The sequence below is a fragment of the Gaiella sp. genome (assembly GCF_035710885.1).
GTDB lineage: Bacteria > Actinomycetota > Thermoleophilia > Gaiellales > Gaiellaceae > Gaiella.
Genome location: NZ_DASTCS010000057.1, coordinates 1 through 16755 on the forward strand (window position 1 = coordinate 1; position 16755 = coordinate 16755).

At 70.7% G+C, this 16755-nt stretch carries 17 protein-coding genes; 7 read left to right on the plus strand and 10 right to left on the minus strand.

The features are described 5' to 3' along the window. Positions 1-26 precede the first annotated feature (26 nt). From VFO26_RS13950 to VFO26_RS13960, 3 genes are all read right to left on the minus strand, one after another. The gene (locus VFO26_RS13950) at positions 27-1262 is read right to left on the minus strand and encodes an extracellular solute-binding protein (protein WP_325115642.1); all 1236 of its coding nucleotides are present in this window, start codon (positions 1260-1262) and stop codon (positions 27-29) included. A 275-nt stretch (positions 1263-1537) separates the two neighbouring features. After that, entirely contained in the window at positions 1538-2350 is an 813-nt protein-coding gene (locus tag VFO26_RS13955; RefSeq protein WP_325115643.1) for a GntR family transcriptional regulator, read from the minus strand. Continuing rightward, positions 2347-3546, minus strand: coding sequence for a sn-glycerol-3-phosphate ABC transporter ATP-binding protein UgpC (locus VFO26_RS13960; RefSeq protein ID WP_325115644.1), 1200 nt, complete (start codon positions 3544-3546; stop codon positions 2347-2349). Before VFO26_RS13960 ends, VFO26_RS13955 begins: the two co-directional genes overlap by 4 nt. 114 nt (positions 3547-3660) lie before the next feature. On the opposite strand from VFO26_RS13960, the gene murQ reads away from it, so the two are divergent. From murQ to VFO26_RS13975, 3 genes are read left to right on the plus strand one after another with little or no spacing between them, the layout of a single operon-like run. Beyond that, complete coding sequence (murQ, locus tag VFO26_RS13965; protein WP_325115645.1) at positions 3661-4575, plus strand: N-acetylmuramic acid 6-phosphate etherase; 915 nt, start codon at positions 3661-3663, stop codon at positions 4573-4575. Further along, positions 4572-5660, plus strand: a complete 1089-nt coding sequence (gene nagA, locus VFO26_RS13970; protein WP_325115646.1) for an N-acetylglucosamine-6-phosphate deacetylase — start codon at positions 4572-4574, stop codon at positions 5658-5660. Before murQ ends, nagA begins: the two co-directional genes overlap by 4 nt. Continuing rightward, the gene (locus VFO26_RS13975; protein WP_325115647.1) at positions 5647-6717 is read left to right on the plus strand and encodes an SIS domain-containing protein; all 1071 of its coding nucleotides are present in this window, start codon (positions 5647-5649) and stop codon (positions 6715-6717) included. The genes nagA and VFO26_RS13975 overlap by 14 nt, the downstream gene beginning before the upstream one ends. Positions 6718-6730: 13 nt before the next feature. On the opposite strand, the gene VFO26_RS13980 is transcribed toward VFO26_RS13975, so the two are convergent. After that, complete coding sequence (locus VFO26_RS13980) at positions 6731-7285, minus strand: peptidoglycan recognition family protein (protein ID WP_325115648.1); 555 nt, start codon at positions 7283-7285, stop codon at positions 6731-6733. A gap of 83 nt (positions 7286-7368) precedes the next feature. On the opposite strand from VFO26_RS13980, the gene VFO26_RS13985 reads away from it, so the two are divergent. Both VFO26_RS13985 and VFO26_RS13990 read left to right on the plus strand, forming a co-directional pair. Further along, positions 7369-8556 (plus strand): low temperature requirement protein A, encoded by a 1188-nt coding sequence (locus tag VFO26_RS13985; protein WP_325115649.1) that lies wholly within the window; start codon positions 7369-7371, stop codon positions 8554-8556. A 24-nt stretch (positions 8557-8580) separates the two neighbouring features. Beyond that, entirely contained in the window at positions 8581-9063 is a 483-nt protein-coding gene (locus tag VFO26_RS13990; protein ID WP_325115650.1) for an HIT domain-containing protein, read from the plus strand. Here VFO26_RS13990 and VFO26_RS13995 read toward each other — a convergent pair. Continuing rightward, entirely contained in the window at positions 9060-9956 is an 897-nt protein-coding gene (locus tag VFO26_RS13995; RefSeq protein ID WP_325115651.1) for a hypothetical protein, read from the minus strand. The two genes, VFO26_RS13990 and VFO26_RS13995, sit on opposite strands and share 4 nt — an antisense overlap. Before the next feature lie 254 nt (positions 9957-10210). On the opposite strand from VFO26_RS13995, the gene VFO26_RS14000 reads away from it, so the two are divergent. Then, the gene (locus VFO26_RS14000; protein ID WP_325115652.1) at positions 10211-10579 is read left to right on the plus strand and encodes a response regulator transcription factor; all 369 of its coding nucleotides are present in this window, start codon (positions 10211-10213) and stop codon (positions 10577-10579) included. A gap of 28 nt (positions 10580-10607) precedes the next feature. Further along, a complete protein-coding gene (locus tag VFO26_RS14005) occupies positions 10608-11501 on the plus strand; it encodes a PfkB family carbohydrate kinase (protein WP_325115653.1) in 894 nt (297 codons plus the stop codon). Here VFO26_RS14005 and VFO26_RS14010 read toward each other — a convergent pair. From VFO26_RS14010 to VFO26_RS14030, 5 genes are read right to left on the minus strand one after another with little or no spacing between them, the layout of a single operon-like run. Continuing rightward, a complete protein-coding gene (locus VFO26_RS14010; protein ID WP_325115654.1) occupies positions 11473-12654 on the minus strand; it encodes a sn-glycerol-3-phosphate ABC transporter ATP-binding protein UgpC in 1182 nt (393 codons plus the stop codon). The two genes, VFO26_RS14005 and VFO26_RS14010, sit on opposite strands and share 29 nt — an antisense overlap. A 1-nt stretch (position 12655) precedes the next feature. Then, the gene (locus tag VFO26_RS14015; protein WP_325115655.1) at positions 12656-13627 is read right to left on the minus strand and encodes an N-acetylglucosamine kinase; all 972 of its coding nucleotides are present in this window, start codon (positions 13625-13627) and stop codon (positions 12656-12658) included. Between the two features lie 9 nt (positions 13628-13636). Continuing rightward, positions 13637-14941, minus strand: coding sequence for a hypothetical protein (locus VFO26_RS14020; RefSeq protein WP_325115656.1), 1305 nt, complete (start codon positions 14939-14941; stop codon positions 13637-13639). A 7-nt stretch (positions 14942-14948) separates the two neighbouring features. Then, positions 14949-15755 (minus strand): carbohydrate ABC transporter permease, encoded by an 807-nt coding sequence (locus VFO26_RS14025; protein ID WP_325115657.1) that lies wholly within the window; start codon positions 15753-15755, stop codon positions 14949-14951. Between the two features lie 35 nt (positions 15756-15790). Further along, a complete protein-coding gene (locus tag VFO26_RS14030; protein WP_325115658.1) occupies positions 15791-16753 on the minus strand; it encodes a sugar ABC transporter permease in 963 nt (320 codons plus the stop codon). Positions 16754-16755: the final 2 nt, after the last annotated feature.

Genomic DNA, 16755 nt, shown 5'->3' on the forward strand with positions numbered 1-16755 from the left:
CTCAACGTAGGCGTCCCGCGTCACCTTCATGCGTTGAGGACCGACGTGATGTTGTCGCTCGCCGACTTCGCCGCCTGCCGAACGCTCAGCTTGCCGGTGAGGATCTGGTCGAGCATGTTGCGGAGGATGTTGCCGTTCTCGACGTTGACCCAGTTCTTCGCGGTCGGCACGAACCAACTGCGACGGGCCGCGCGCTCGAAGACGGTGTTTCCGAGCAGGCTCGTCGTGTTGGGGATGTTGCCGATCGCGCGCAGTCCCTGCATCGATGCGTTGCTCGTGTAGGCCTTGATCCAGTCGACCGCGAGGCTCTTGTTGGCGCCCACCGGCACCGCGAGGAGCGACCCGCCGAGGAAGCCCGGCATCGGCTGGCCCTTGGTGCGGCTCGGCATCACGAACTGCCCCGTCGTCGCCTTGTACTTGTCTCCGACGCAACAGCTGAACCAGCCCGGCCCGACCATCGACGCCGCGCGACCCTGGGCGTAGACGTCGTACGGGTTGGGATGCGTCTCGTCGGTCGTCTTGCTCGCGCGCGACGCCGCGAGGAAGAAGTTCCGGTACGCCGTCAGCCCCGCGATCGACCTCGGGGAAGCGAGCGTGCCCTTCCACTTGCCGCTGACCTGCTTGGCGATCGCACCGCCGTGGTCGTAGACGAAGCCCATCGCGACGTACCAGTCGGTGCCGGCGACGTAGACGGGCGAGAACCCGCGCGTGTCGTTCCGGGCTCCGAGCTTCTTCGCCGCCACGGTGAACTCCGCGAGGCTGGTCGGGACCTTGAGCTTCGCCGCGCGGAACAGGTCGGTCCGGTAGGTGACGACCCTGGACCCGGCGTAGTACGGCACGCCGTACAGCTTCCCGCCGAAGCGGCCGGCGGCCGCGAGGCCGTCGAGCCAGGTGCTGGAGTTCGCGAACGAGCCGCGGTCGGACGTGATGTCCTGGAACGCGCCGGCCGCCATGTACTTCGTCATCTCCGTGTTGCCCATCTCGATCACGTCGGGGGCGTTCCCGCCCGCGAGCGTCGCGTCGAACTTCTGGAGATGGTTCCCCCACGTCTGGAACTGCACGTCGACGGCGACACCGGGATGGTCGCGCTGGAACTGTGTGGTGGCGGCCCGGATGATCGCCTTCCAGTTGTCCTTGTCGGCGTCCGTCTGCAGCCAGACGGTGATGCTGTTCGTCGCGGCCGTCCCGCCCGAGGCGGTCGACGCCACGACGGCGAGGGCTGCGCCGACGAGAACTGCGGCGCAGATGATTCGTGCTCTCATGGGCTTGTCCCCCAAGCGCATCGAGAGGCGGCGTCCGTCGTCAGGATGCCCCGGTGGCCGGCGGGGTGAACGACGCCCGAACCGCCTACTGGCTCATACCAATTGGCCACGGTTCGGAACACTGGCACAACGATCAAATGATGTCAAGACCACTTTGCCGACGACATCGGTTGTTTCGACCAGGATTGTCGCGTTCATGCCCTTGCGCTGCGATCGGGTTACCCGTGCGGAAGACTGGACGGTCTCGATCTGGTATTGACCACACGGGTTGCGCGTCAGCCGTGGGGTCCGTTGCGCCGGGACGGCGAGCGGCTGAGCTCGGTGACGAGCTTGTAGCGGTCGCCGCGGTAGATGGAGCGGACGTACTCCACGATCTCCCCCGCTGCCGAGCGCGTCGTGCGCTCGAAGAGGAACGCCGGTGAATGGAGCGGCACGCCGAGCGCATCGGACTCGGTTTCGTTGGTGACGGTCGGCTCGATGGTCTGGAGCCCACCCACGATGTCGATGCCGTACCTCTCGGAGAGGATCTCGTAGAACGACTGCCGCTCGAGATCCGCGGCCGACAGGTCGGGCACGAGTGACTCGCGGACATGGAGCGTCTCGATCGCCATCGTCTCGCGGTCGGCCAGCCGGAGCCTCTGGATGATCACCACGGGCTCGGAGGGCGACACGTGCAGCAGCCGCCCGAGGTGCGCCCCTGCCGGCGTGACGCGCAGATCGAGCGTCCGGCTCCCCGGCACCATCCCGCGACGCTGCATGTCCTCGGTGAACGACGTCATCGTGAGCTCCTGCGCGATCTTGGGCTCGCTGACGAATGTCCCGCTCCCGTGGCGCCTGACGAGAAGCCCCTCGCGCACGAGGTCGTCGAGGGCCGCGCGCACTGTCAGCCGGGAGACGCCGAGCTCGCTCGACAGCTGGCGCTCGGAGGGGATCGCCTCTCCCACCCCCAGCTGCTCGATCAGATCCAGGACTTTGCTGCGCGTCTCGCTCTGCTTCGTCTCGGTCCGCTTCATGCCGCTCCTGTCGGTGCTCGCCCGCACGGCGCGTTGCCCCGTGGACAGCGCTCCGCTCTGCTTCTTCGTGGTCAAGACCACTCCTCCGCCGCCGCGACGGGCAGCCGCTCGCCCATGGGCAGCTCGACCGGCTCCGCGACGAGCGCGCCGCCGTCGTCCACGTCGAAGAAGTGGAACTGCGCCGGGTCGACGGCGAGCTCGTGGCCCGAGCCCTGACGCGCTGATGTGCGGGGATCGATGCGCGCCGTGAAGAGGGTCGTCTCGTCCGGAAGCAGCGACGCGTCCTCGTGGTCGGCGTCGAGACCCACCTGTGGCCGCCTCGCGTCGACCCGGAAGAACGCGTGCGTGTCGGCGCCCAGCTCCTCGAGCACGTCGACCGTGACGGTCAGGCGCGGGAGGTGCGCTGCGGCGTGCGCGCCGTCCGCGAACGCCTCCGGGCGGATGCCGAGGACGACGGGGCCGGTCGCGCCGGGGCGCCGGCCCGGTTCGAGCGGCACCGCGTGCCCGCCGAAGCGAATCTCGTCCTTCTCCACGATCGCCTCGACGAGGTTCATCGACGGCGATCCGATGAAGGCGGCGACGAAGACGTCCCGCGGCCTCGAGTAGAGCGCCTGGGGCGTGTCCACCTGGACGATCCTCCCCTCGCGCATCACGGCCACGCGCTGCCCGAGGGTCATCGCCTCCGTCTGGTCGTGGGTCACGTAGACGGTGGTCACCCCGAGGCGCGCATGCAGCTCCGCGAGCGAGGCGCGCATCCCGACCCGGAGCTTGGCGTCGAGGTTGGAGAGCGGCTCGTCCATCAGGAAGGCTCGCGGCTCGCGGACGATTGCGCGGCCCATCGCGACGCGCTGCCGCTGACCGCCCGAGAGCTGGGCGGGCCGGCGGTCGAGGAGCTGGGTCAGCCCGAGGAGCGAGGCGACCTCCTCCACGCGCCGGCGGGCCTCGGCCTTGGGCGCCTTCCGCACCCTGAGGCCGTAGCCGAGGTTCTCCCGGACGGTCATGTGGGGGTAGAGGGCATAGCTCTGGAAGACCATCGCGATGTCGCGGTGCCGTGGGGCCAGGTCGGTGACGTCGGCCTGGTCGATGCGCACCGTGCCGACCGTGACCTCCTCCAGTCCCGCGATCATGCGCAGCAGCGTCGACTTGCCGCACCCGGACGGGCCGACGAGGACGATGAACTCCCGGTCGGCGATCGAGAGGCTCACGTCGTCGACGGCGACGAAGCCGTTTCCGTAGACCTTGGTGACGTGTTCGAGCTCGATCGTCGCCATCTATCGCTCCCCGCGCGCGGTCGCCCGAGAGTCGCAGGGAGGTAGACCACTTGGGGCCACCCTCCTCCACACTGGTCTTGACCACTCTACCACGGCGTGCATAGACTGGCACACGTGGAGACGGTTCGCAACGATCCCGGCCTCGGTGAGCTCGTGACGGAGGCCTGGGACCCCGCCCACGCCGACCTCGACCTCCGCTCGACGTCCGAGCTCGTCGCGCTCATGAACGAGGCCGACGCAACCGTGGCGGCCGCCGTCGCCCGGGCCCACGACGCGCTGGTGAGCGCGATCGACGCGATCGCCCACCGGTTCGAGGCCGGCGGCCGGATCGTCTACGTCGGAGCCGGGACGTCGGGACGGCTCGCGCTCGTCGACGCAGTCGAGTGCCAGTCGACGTTCGCGATCTCGCCTGGTCGGGTGGTCACCCTTCTTGCCGGCGGAACCGGAAGCCCGGCAGCCGCCCAGGAGCATGCCGAGGACGACGCGGAGGCGGGCGCCCGAGAGGTGCGGGAGCTCACCGTCGGCTCCGGCGACGTGGTGGTCGGGATCAGCGCGAGCGGGCGCACCCCGTACGTCATGGGCGCGCTCGAGGAGGCGGGTCGTGCGGGAGCCCTGACCGTCGCGGTCGTATGCGTGGCGGGGTCCGAGCTCGCGAGGCTCGCCGACCACGACGTGGCGGTCGTCGTCGGCGGCGAGCTCATCGCCGGATCGACGCGGCTCAAGGCCGGCACCGCCCAGAAGCTCGTCCTGAACACGATCTCGACCGTCACGATGGTCAGGGTCGGGAAGACGTTCGGCAACCTGATGGTGGACGTCGTCGCGACGAACGAGAAGCTCCGCGGTCGCGTCCGCCGGATCGTCGGGCTCGCCACCGGGGAGGCGGACGATCGCGTCGACGAGGCGCTCCGGGCCGCCGGCGGCGACGCCAAGGTCGCGATCGTCTCGCTCCTCGAGGGCATCGACGCGGACTCCGCGCGCGAGCGGCTCGCCCGCGCGCAGGGCGTCGTGCGGAAGGCGCTCGAGTCGTGAGGCTGGGAGTCGAAGCCGCGCTCGTCGAGGGCCGCCTCGTCCCCGGAGACGTCGCCGTCGACGACGGACGCGTCACCGCCGTGGGGCTGGGCGGCGCGGGTCGCGGCATCGCCGCGCCGGGGTTCATCGACCTCCAGGTCAACGGCTTCGCCGGGGTCGACTTCCTCGGCGCCGACGCGGCGGGGTACGCGACCGCCGGCGAGGCGCTGGTCGAGACTGGCGTGACCGCCTACCTGCCGACGCTGATCACCTCGGCGGAAGCAGAGCTCGTGGCGGCGCTCGAGGCCGTGCCGGACTCGGCGCCGGGCGCGCGCATCCTCGGAGCCCACCTGGAGGGGCCCTTCCTGGCTGCGACCCGTCTCGGCACGCACCGCATGGCTGCGCGTCGCGATCCCGACCCCGCCTTGATGGAGCGACTGCTCGCAGCCGGGCCCGTCACCCTCGTCACGCTCGCCCCGGAGCTGCCCGGGGCGCTCGAGCTGATCGACCTGCTGCACGCCCGCGGGATCACGGTCTCCCTGGGCCACACCGACGCGACGGCGGTCGAGGCACATGCCGCCTTCGACCGCGGCGTGCGGACGGTGACGCACGTCTTCAATGCGATGCGACCGATGCTGCACCGGGATCCCGGCGTCGTCGGGGCAGCGCTCGTGCGGCCCGAGGTCGTCGTCCAGGCGATCGTCGACGGCATCCACCTCGACCCGGACGTCGTGCGACTGCTCTGGCGGGTCGCGGCCGGACGCATGTCCCTCGTCACGGACGCGATCGCGGGCGCCGGGCTGGGCGACGGGACGTACGCGCTCGGGGAGATCGAGATCGTGGTCTCCGACGACGTCGTCCGCCGCGAGGACGGCGTGCTCGCCGGGAGCGCGCTGACGATGGTCGAGGCGGTGAGGAACCTCGTGGCGATGGGAGCGCCGCTCGAGCAGGCGCTCGAGGCCGCGAGCACGGTGCCCGCGCGCATCCTGGGGCTGCCCCAGCACGGACGACTTGCCCCCGGTGGGCCGGCGGACGTCGTCGTCCTCGACGACTCCCTCGAGGTCGTCCGCACCCTCGTCGGCGAGGAGGCCCGTGTCCCAGGCTGAGAACGGGACCGAGGCCGGAACGCGCTTCCTCTCGGAGATCCGCGAGCAGCCCGCCGCGCTCCGCCGCCTGCTCGAGCACGACGGCGAGATCGCCCGCATCGCGACGATCCTCCGGGAGCGCGACCTGCGGCTCGTGAGGATCGTCGGTCACGGCTCGTCGGACAACGCCGCCTCGTACGGGGTCTACGCATTCGGGCTCCTGCCGAGATGGACGGCGATGCGGGACTCGATCACGCTCACCGTCCACTACGGCACGCCGCTCGACATGGGCGGCTCGACGGTGATCGGCCTCTCGCAATCCGGCCGCACCCCGGACGTGGTCGAGTACGTGCGCGGTGCGAGGGCGGCCGGCGCGTTCACGATCGCGGTGACGAACGACCCCGGCTCGGAGCTCGCCGACGCGGCCGACGCCACGATTCCACTCGCGACCGAGCCCGAGCTCGCGGTCGCCGCCACGAAGACCTACGTCAACACCCTCGCCGTGCTCGCGCTTCTGGCCGGCCACGTCGCCGGCCGCGGCCCGGAGCTGGCCGCCGGGATCCGGGAGGCGGGTGAGCTCCTGGAGGACGCGCTCCCGGGCCTCGAGCGCACGACGGCGGCGCTCGCGCTGCCGTTCGCCTACACGGGCCGGATGTTCGTGATCGGGCGGGGGGTCGAGTTCGCCACCGCGCGGGAGATCGCCCTCAAGCTGCTCGAGACGTGCAGGATCGCCGCCGAGCCGCTCACCGCGACCGACCTCGCCCACGGGCCCGTCGCGGCGCTCGACCCGCTCTTCCCCGTCTGGGCGATCGCGTCGGGTGACCCCACGCTCGCTCCCGTGCAGGAGGCGGCCGCCCGCGCGCGAGAGATGGGGGCCACGCTCGTCGCGAGCGGGGTCGCAGCCGATCGGATCGAAGGCGCGGCCTACCGGGTGCCCGTACCCGCGCCGACGCCTGCGCTTCTCTCCCCCCTGCTCTCCGTGGTGCCCGGCCAGCTCTTCGCCTGGGCGCTCGCTCGGGCGCGCGGGCTCGACCCCGACGCGCCGCACGGCCTGGCGAAGGTCACGCTCGCTCGATAGCCCGCCGGCGGCTCTACACCTTCGGCCGGGCGGTTCGAGCGGCCTGCTGCGCCTTCCTGACACGGTCGAGGAACGACTCGATCGGAAAGCCTGGCCCGGGGTCCCAGTGGTCGCTCCGCCGAAACGCCTTGCTGACCTCGACGTGGCCGGTGATGCCTCTGCGGGCGGCGATCAGGTCGTCGGCGAGGAGCCACCGCACTGGGATCCGCTTGCGTCGGCAGATGTCGGCGACGAGGGTCGCGGCGCGCGCGAGCACGGCCCGCGAGTAGGCGTCCTCCCAGTCACGTGTCGTCTGACGCGCAAACCCGGCCAGCTCGACGCCGATCGAGCGCGTGTTCCCGCCGCGCGCGTGCCAGGCGATGTCCTTCTCGCGCACGCACTGGATCACGCCGTTCGCGTCGACGCAGTAGTGCGCGGAGACCCGGGACGCGGGGGTCCGAAACCAGCGCGCGCAGATCTCGGCGGCGTCCGGCCGCTCGGCGATCTCCATCGTGTGCATCACGACGACGTCGATTGCCCGCCCCCTCGCGACGGTCTTGTTCGGGCTCTCGACGAAGGGGTACGCCACGGCGCCATCCTCTCGGATCGCGGCGCCGGCGCGAGCAGGGCTCGGCCGGGGCTCACCGGCACCGGCGTGCGAGGATCCTATTCGTGGAGACGCCGTCCCGGACGCCTCGCCTGACCGCCGTTCGGCGTGAAGGCTCCCGGGTCACGGCGCTCGAGCTCTTCTTCGACCTCGTCTTCGTCCTCGCATTGACGCAGTGCACCGCGCTGATGGCCGCCGACCCCACGTGGCAGGGGCTCGCCCGCGGGCTGCTCGTGCTTGCCGTCCTCTGGTGGTCGTGGGTCGGCTACGCGTGGGTGACGAGCGTCCTCGACCCCGAGGAGGGCGCAGTGCGGATCGCGATCTTCGCCGCCATGACCGCGTTCCTCGTCGCCGCGCTCTGCGTCCCGGACGCGTTCGGGGACGACGCGTTCGCGTTCGCGTGCGCGTACGCCATCGTCCGGATCGCTCACATCTGGCTGTTCATGATGGCCAGCCGTGACGAGCCGGAGCTGAGGAGATCCGTCACGGGGCTCGCGGCGAGCACGACGACCGGCATCACGCTGCTGGCCTGCGCGTCGTTCGCGGACGGTCGGCTCCAGGGCGCAATCTGGGCCCTCGCGCTCGTCCTCGACGTGGGCGCGCCGCTCCTGTTCTGGTCGGAGGGCTGGCAGCTCGTGCCCGCCCACTTCGCCGAGCGCCACGGGCTGATCGTGATCATCGCCCTCGGCGAGTCCATCGTCGCGATCGGCGTGGGCTCGAACGCAGTCGTCGATGCGGGCGTCGTCGCAGCCGCGGCCCTTGGCTCCGCCATCGCGGCCGCCCTCTGGTGGCTCTACTTCGACGTGATCGCCTGGCTCGCCGAGCGCCGGCTCTCGGAGGCGACGCCGGGACGCGAGCAGAACGAGCTGGCGCGCGACGCCTACTCGCTGCTCCATTTCCCGATGGTCGCGGGGATCGTGCTCGCCGCTCTCGGCCTGAAGAAGACGCTCGAGCACGTTGACGACCCGCTCGCAACCGTCCCGGCCGCTGCCCTCGTCGGCGGCCTGGCCCTGTACCTCCTCGGCCACGTCGGGTTCCGCCGGCGACTCGTCGGGTCGCTCAGCATGCAGCGGCTGACCGGAGCGGTCGTGTTGCTCGCGCTCTTTCCTCTCGCGAGGGAGCTTCCCGCCGTCTGGACTCTCGCCCTCGCGCTCCTCGTGCTCGTGGCGGTGGTGGTGTACGAGGTGACGCAGTTCGCGGAGACACGCGAGCGCATCCGTCACGAGCTGGTTCACGGGCGTGCGCGCGAGTAGAGGAGCGCCTGCGAGGATGCGCGCGTGACCAGACCGATCTGGGCGCCCTGGCGCCTCGAGTACATCAGCGAGGCGGGCGCGCAGGAGGGCTGCGTCTTCTGCGCGGAGGCGCGAGGCGACCTCGGCGTCGAGAGCCTCGTCGTCGAGCGCGGCGAGCGCGCGTTCGTGCTGCTCAACAAGTTCCCGTACTCCTCGGGCCACGTGATGGTCGCCACGCTGCGACATGTCGGCGAGCTCGCCGGCCTCGAGGCCGCCGAGGCAGCGGAGATCCACGAGCTCACGACCCGGGCGATCGACGCCCTCCGGCGCGTCTACTCGCCGGATGCGTTCAACGTGGGCTGGAACCTCGGCGAGGTCGCGGGCGGCTCGATCTCCGGCCATCTGCACGAGCACGTCGTCCCGCGCTGGGCCGGGGACACGAACTTCATGCCCGTGCTGGCGGACATCAAGGTCGTGCCCGAGCACCTCCATGCGACGCGGGAGCGGCTGCGCGCGGCGTGGGGCTAGCCGAGCGTCTCGGACAAACGGGCCATCGCCGTCCAGCCTGCGGGCGTCATCGTCTGCAGGTCGTACAGGCTCCAGCCGCTGATCTTCCCGTCGTCGAGCAGGGCGTCGTTGAACGCCTTCAGCTCCTCGGCGCTCATCCGGTTCGCGACGCCACCGGCGGCATGGACGGCGATGCCGTCCCCGACCGCCGCGCGCAGCAGGCGGAGCGACCGTGAGACGTACCCGTAGGTCGCGTCGTAGCCCTTGAACCCGCCGCCCGTGTAGAGCATCGGCACGAGCGCGTCCACCTGGGCCGCGATCTGCGCCCACGGGAAGCCGGGCCACCAGCTCAGGTGCCGTTCGAAGGCACGGGGCGGGTAGGTGATCGCCGCGATCGGAGTCGTCCCGGCCTCCGCGCGCATCCGGCCGAGCAGGGCGAGCATCCGCGCGGTCCGCTGCCCCACGTTCTTGTGCCTGAGAGACTCGATGTCGAGCGCCACACCGTCGAAGCCGCCGCCCTGCGACGTCCTGAACGAGAGCATCGCCCTGGCGCGACGCAGGTCGCGCGCGTGCCTGTCGTGCCCCGGGAGATACCAGGCGACGACGCGGATGCCGCGCTCGTGCAGGGCGTCGACGATCCGCCCGAGACCGGCCGGCTCGACGACGTCCGTCGCCGAGCGGTCGTTCGCCGTCTCGATCCACACGGTCCGGACGCCGCGGGCGGCGATCCGCGACGCGGTCACGTTCGGCGTCTTGTAGAGCTTCGTGTCGTAGATGTCGATCCAGGTGCCGAGTCCCTGGAACACGTCCGCAGCCGTGCGCTGGTCGGGTGCCGCCCGCCCTTGTGTCGATCCGACACACGCGATACCGACGGTCAGCGTTGTGGCGAAGGCGGCGAGAGCGAGCAGGCGCATCGGCGGAGCGCAGCCTAAGACGCGTGTGTGAGGGTTCCGTGAGCCGCCCGTCTCGTCCTCCGCACGCGGGCCGCGCTCGGTTGGCAGAGCATCAGCTTTCCAGGGAGCATGCGGCGACAGTTTCGAGTGGTAGGTGTGTGCGCGGTCTCGAGCCGTTCTCGAGCCGTGCCCTGGCGTCATTGGGCGGGGAAGCACGAGGCGCAGAAGTGAGATGCCCTTGACGCCGAGATGCTGATCGGTGAGACGATCAGGCGATGCAGCTGCTCGAGGCGAAGCTGTCGGTGCTGATCGTCGACGATCATCCGTCGTTCAGGGCCGTCGCGCAGATGCTGCTCGAGACGGACGGGTTCTCCGTCGTCGGAACCGCGAGCGACGGCGAGTCCGGGGTCGCCGCGACGCTCCTGCTCGCCCCGGACGTGGTGCTCCTCGACGTCGAGTTGCCGGACATCGACGGGTTCGAGGTCGCCGCGCGGCTGCGCCGGGCCGGCTCGGACGCCGCAATCGTGCTCGCGTCGAGCAGGGACGGCGCGGACTTCGGCACGCTCGTGGCCGAATCCGGGGCACGCGGCTTCGTCAGCAAGGCGGAGCTCACGGGCGACGCCATCCGCGCCCTCCTCGCATGATCCTCGACGCGGCTATTCTCGGACGTCCGTGACGGATCTCGTCGTTGCCACGCCCGTCTTTCTCGACCTCACGTTCGTGGGCCTCGAGTCGCCGCCCATGCTGGGTGAGGAGCGATTCGCGGCCGAGCTCCTGCGCTCACCGGGCGGAGGAGCGATCACGGCCGTTGCGGCCGCACGTCTGGGTATGTCGGCCGCGGTCGCGGCGCCGCTCGGCGACGACGTCGCGGGTGACATCGTCCGCTCGATGCTCGCCGAGGACGGGGTCGAGTGGATCGCGACCAGGCCGTCGCCGCGGACGCCGACGACGGTGGTCATGCCGTTCGGCGGCGACCGCGCGATGGTGACCATCGATCCGGGCGCACGCGCCTCGGCCTCCGACGTGGCGGCTCGCGAGCCGCGCGCGGTCGCGGCGAGCCTCGACCAGCTCTACGTCGTCCCCAACGGCGCCACGGCATACGTCACGTGCGGCGACGACGACCTTCGTGCATACGCGGGCCGGCCGCCCGCCGGGCTCGGCGGCGCCCGCGCGCTGTTCGTCAACCAACGGGAGGCGCTCGGGTTGAGCGGCAAGGATACGGCGGCCGATGCCGCCGCGAGCCTCGCGGAGCTGGCCGAGACCGTGGTCGTCACGCTCGCCGCGGAAGGGGCAATGGCGTTCGGCAACGGCGAGGCGTTGGCGGCTCCCGGCGAAGCGGTCGCGAACCCTGCCGACACGACGGGCGCCGGCGACCTTCTCACCGCGGCCTACATCTGGGCCGATCTCCACGGTGCGGACCCCGAGGCTCGGCTTCACTGGGCCGTGCTGTACGCCGGCCTCGCCGTAACGACGCCGACGGGGGTCGGCGGCGCGGTCGACCGGGCGACGCTGCTCCGCGAGGGCGCCGCGCGGGGGCTCACGCCCCCGCCCCTGACCCGCGACTGATCGCGTCCCCGGTGGCGGGGTCGAAGAAGTGCAGCTGCCGATGGTCGACGGCGAGCTCGAGCTCCTCCCCCGGCACGACGCGACGCCTGCCGTCGATCGACGCGCAGAACCGGGCGCGGCGATCGTCGGCGAGCAGAGTTGCGTCATCGTCGGACGCGGCCTCGATCGCGGCACGCGTCGCGTCTGTCTGCACCCGCGGCGCGTCGATCGGAAAGAGCAGGTTCGTGACACCCCCGAGCTCCTCGACCAGGTCGGGACGCACACTGATCCGCGGCTCGCTCGGAGGTGCGTCCGCCGCGTGCCGGAGGTCGGTGGGGCGAATCCCGAGGATGACGTCTCGCGCCCCGTCGTCCACGGGCGACCCCGCCGGCAGCGGCAAGCTGAACCCGGCGAACTCGACGCGGCCATCGCTCACCCGGGCCTCGACCACGTTCATCGACGGCGACCCGATGAAAGCCGCGACGAAGAGGTTCGTGGGGTCGTGGAACAGCCTCTGCGGCGTGTCGCACTGCTGCAGGACGCCGTCGCGTAGCACCGCGACCCGCTGGCCGAGAGTCATCGCCTCGACCTGGTCGTGCGTGACGTACACCGTCGTCACGCCGAGCCGGTCGTGCAGGCGCGCCAACTCCGCGCGCATCGAGACCCGCAACTTCGCGTCGAGGTTGGAGAGCGGCTCGTCCATCAAGAATGCCGTCGGCTCGCGCACCATCGCCCGGCCCATGGCAACGCGCTGTCGCTGGCCACCGGACAGGAGCCCGGGACGCCGCTCCATCAGCGTCTCGAGCCCGAGGGTCGCCGCAACGCCGCGGACACGCCTCGCGCGCTCCGGCTTGGGGACGCGGCGAAGCTTGAGGCCGAAGCCCAGATTGTCCTCCACCGTCATCTGTGGGTAGAGCGCGTAGTTCTGGAACACCATCGCGATGTCGCGGTCGCGGGGGCGCAATCGCGTCACGTCGCGGTCGCCGATCACGATGCTGCCCTCCGTCACCTCCTCGAGACCGGCGATCATCCGCAGCAGCGTCGACTTCCCGCAGCCGGACGGTCCGACGAGAACCATGAACTCGCCGTCACGGATGTCGAGTGTGACGGCGTCGAGGGCAGTGACCCCGTTGGGGTAGATCTTCGTCGCCTTCTCGAGCCGGATCCCGCCCACGTCAGCCCTGGTGCTCCGTCGAGCCTGCGAGCGCCGACTGCAAACGCCTGACGTCGGGGCGTGCACCGACGAGATCCGCGGCGATCAGCACTGCGCCCGCGACGGGCTCGACGTCCGGGTAGACCGGCCGGCCCTCCGGGATGCGCGAGTGGAGGGCTGCGCGGAGTAGCGTCGACGGGTGCCGGAGAACGCCTCCGCAGAGCACGAGCGGGAACGGTGCACCGAGCAGGCCGGTGCGGGCGGCACACACGCGTGCGTAGTCGCCCATGCGGCCGGCGACCGTCTCGACGATCGTGCGCGCCACCGGATCGCCCGCCTCTGCTTCGTCGAGCACAGCGTCCGCGAAACGTCCCGGCTCCGAATCCTCCAGGCCGCCGATCCGCGTGAACGCGTGGAGGAGCTCTTCTGCGTCCGCGCAGCGCCAGCGAGCGAGCGCACGCTCGAGGAGCGACGTACGCGGGCCGAGCTCGAGCATGTGCCGCCACACGGCAGCGAGCGCCTTGGAGCCGAGCGCGAACGCGCCCGTCGAATCTGGCCAGAACCCGAGATGGAAGAGCTGCCCGTCGGCGTTGCGCGCCGTGACCGCTGCATACGTCCCGATCACCACCGCCACGCCCACCATGTCCTCGGTGCCGCAGCGCAGGCCGCCGAGCGCGTCGTTGACCACCTCGGGCTCGTCGCGCAGCCCGAGACGCCCCTGGAGCTCGCTGCGCAGGAATACGAAGTCCTCCGGCCAGTCGGCGCCCGCGAGGCTGAAGGCAGCCGCCGCGAGATCCGCCGCCGTGGCGCGCGCGCCGTCGAGCGCTGCCGTCGTCGCGCGTCCGATCTCGACGAGCGCCGGCTCCGGCCCGCCGGCGTTGTGGATGTCGCCGCATCCCCCGCTGCCGCTGCCCACGATCGTGCCGTCCGCCGCAACCACCAACGCGACGGTCTTCGTGTTGCCCCCGTCGACACCGAGCACGAGTGAGCTCACACCACGCTCCTAGACCGGCAGCAGACGGGCGGGTAGGTGGTGGCGATGCGCAGCCGCGAGCGCGTCGTAGACACGTTCCGCGACCTCCACCTGGCGGACGAGCGGGTTGGCGCTGAGGGCCCGTACACCATCGTCGCGCGTCCCACTCCAACCGGTCTCCGCGGCAAGGGCCTGATACTCCCCGAGCATCTCCACGAGCCCGCGGACGTGTCGTGGAAGCCTCTTCGCGGGAACGACGTCGATGCCCCCCCGGTGACAGCGACCGAGCACCTCGACCACGAGGTCGTCAGGGAAGCCCGGAAGCGCAGCGCCCACGTTCGGCATGTTGACCGGGTGCGTCTCGTCCTTGTCGTTGAAGATCGCGTCCATGACGTCGATCGCGAGCTCCAGCTCGTGAATGCCCCCGCGTGACAGCGACGGGTCGAGCCGAGGGTCGTCGCTCTGCGCCTGCTCCTCGTAATGGCGCCAGTAGTCCGGAGACCAGCGAAGGATGTCCTCGGCGCGCGTGGTGGGCTTCGCCCGGAGCTCCGCCAGGACATCGTCGGTGAAGTAGTAGAACTCGAAGTAGTCGGCGGGGACGGCACCCATCGCCACGGCGAGCTCGAGCTGCCGCCGCCTGCGCGGCTCGAGCGTCGGATCGTCCCGGCGTCGCTCCCACGCCTCCGCGAGCAGCGGCAGGGGGTCCTGACCGTCGTAGTCGTGCTCCACGCCCCAGCAGCCGTGGTTCAGGCCGACCATCGTGACGCGGAGGCGTGCCGGGTCGAGCCCCGCCGTTTCCGCGATCTCGCGGGCGAAGTAGATCGGCCCTTCGCACAGCGAGACGATCTTGACGGGCGAGTGATGCGTGACCGCCTCGGCGACGATGTTCACCGGGTTCGTGTAGTTGAAGATCCACGCGTCCGGGCAGATCTCCTCGATCTCGGCGCAGACGTCCTTCAGCACGTTGATCGCGCGCAGAGCCATGAAGAAGCCGCCGGCACCCTGCGTCTCCTGGCCGATCACGCCGTGATCGAGCGGGATGCGCTCGTCGAAGACCCGAGCCTCGAACCCTCCCGGGCGGAAGGAGGAGAGCACGGCATCGCAGTCGACGAGTGCTGCGCGTCGATCGGTGGTCGCCGTGACGGTGACGTCGAGGCCCCGGGCCTGCGCCATCTTCTCGGCCAGGGTTCGGATCAGCGCGAGCCGGTCCTCGTCGAGGTCGACGAGGACGACCTCCGAGCCGTCGAAGTCGGCGCCGTTCGCCATCAGCGAGGCCATGGTCCCGGCTGCCCTGGTCGAGCCCCCGCCGAGGTAGGCGAGCTTGATCCGTGCCATTCCTATGTCACTCCTTGATCGCCCCGGCGAGCATTCCGCGCACGAAATGCCGTTGAAGGAACAGATACACGAGCACGATCGGCAGGGCGACGAGCACCGCCGCCGCCGCCACCTTGGTCGGATCGCTCGCACGCGCCGCGCCGGCGAAGAAGCTGAGGCCGAGCGGCGCCGTCTGGTGCGACTCGCTGCCCGAGACGAGCACGAGCGCGAGCAGGAACTCGTTCCACGTGTACGTGAAGACGAGCACCGACATCGTCAGCACCGCCGGCATCGCCTGCGGAAGGAGAACGCGCCAGAGAACTCCGAAGCTGGTGGCGCCGTCGATCCGCGCCGCCTCGATCAACGAGCGCGGCGTCGAGCGGAAGAAGGCGCGCATCCAGAAGGTGCCGAACGCGACCGACTGCCCGATCTGGGGGAGGATCAGGGCCCAGTACGTGTTCAGCAGGTTCCAGTGGAGGAGCGGGACGTCCTGGAAGTCGTAGTACAGCGGGATCACCGTCGCCTCGTATGGGAAGATGATCCCGAGCAGGATGATCGGGAACACGATCCGGTCGCCGGCGAAGCGCATCGTGCCGAAGGCGTAGCCCGTGCCGATCGAGAGCACAGCCGAAGCCGCGGTGACGGCCGCGGCGACGATGAAGCTGGACTTGAAGCCGGTAGCGAAGTTGCCCTCCGTCCAGGCGGCCTCGAAGCTCGACAGATCGAGTCGCGTCGGCAACGCGAAGCCGGTGACCAAATCGGTCTTGCGGTGCAGCGCCAGGAACAGGATCGAGAGCACGGGGTAGACCGCGAGCAACGTGAACGTGCCGAGCACGAGGTAGGTGCCGACCCGGTCGAGGCGCCCGGCGGTCAGGTCCGCTCACTCCGGTCGCCGACCCGCAGCACGATTCCGGCCAGCACGAATATGGCCACTGCGAGCACCGTGGCGATGGCGGCTGCGTACCCGACCCGGTTGTACAGGAAGGCGTTCTGGTACATGTACATCGACGGGACGATGGTCTCCCCGCCCGGGCCTCCCGCCGTCGTGTTGTAGACGATGTCGAAGCTGCGCAGGGCGTTGATCGTCGTCAGCACGAAGGCGACGAGGATCTCGTTGCGCAACCCCGGCAGCGTCACGACGAAGAACTCGCGAACCGCCCCGGCGCCGTCGACGCGGGCGGCGTCGTAGAGCGACGTCGGGATCTTCTGCACCCCCGCGATGAAGAGCACCATGCACAGCCCGAACGTGACCCAGCTGCCGATCGCGCCGATCGACGGCAGGGCCCACGTGAAGTCACCCAGCCAGGGCCGCGCGAGCGACCCGAGCCCGACGAGCTCGAGCGCGCGATTGAGGGGCCCCTCGCTTGCGTAGATCCACGTCCAGGCCTGGGCGACGACGACGCCGGCGATCAGCTGCGGCAGGAACAGCGTCGTACGGAAGAATCGAAACCCTCGGATCGCCGTGCGGGTGAGCGCCGCAGTGAGCCCGAGGCCGATGATCACCGGCAGTACTGCGTAGTAGACGATCAGGACGGCGGAGTGCACGAACGAGTCGAGGAGGACGTCGTCCCGCAGCGCCTCGCTGTAGTTCGCGAGCCCCACCCACGTCTTCTCCGTCAGGCCGTCCCAGGAGAAGAACGAGTAGTAGACGGTGTGGAGAAGGGGGGCGAGCGTGAAGAGGACGTAGAAGAGGAGCCCGGGCAGGACGTAGAGCCAGCCGATGTTGCGTGGGTCACCGGGGGCTCGGCCGCCGCCGACACGACGGCGTCTGCGCGGCGCGCCCGCCCCTACGGGGTCCGAGCGCGCCGCGTGTGCTCGCTCTCCATCCGCCACGC

Excerpts from the sequence above, each read along its gene's own strand:
- VFO26_RS14000 (WP_325115652.1), top strand. The coding sequence starts at position 10,211 with ATGCAGCTGCTCGAGGCGAAGCTGTCGGTGCTGATCGTCGACGATCAT.
- VFO26_RS13950 (WP_325115642.1), bottom strand. The coding sequence starts at position 1,262 with ATGAGAGCACGAATCATCTGCGCCGCAGTTCTCGTCGGCGCAGCCCTC.
- VFO26_RS13960 (WP_325115644.1), bottom strand. The coding sequence starts at position 3,546 with ATGGCGACGATCGAGCTCGAACACGTCACCAAGGTCTACGGAAACGGC.
- VFO26_RS13995 (WP_325115651.1), bottom strand. The coding sequence starts at position 9,956 with ATGCGCCTGCTCGCTCTCGCCGCCTTCGCCACAACGCTGACCGTCGGT.
- VFO26_RS14020 (WP_325115656.1), bottom strand. The coding sequence starts at position 14,941 with ATGGCACGGATCAAGCTCGCCTACCTCGGCGGGGGCTCGACCAGGGCA.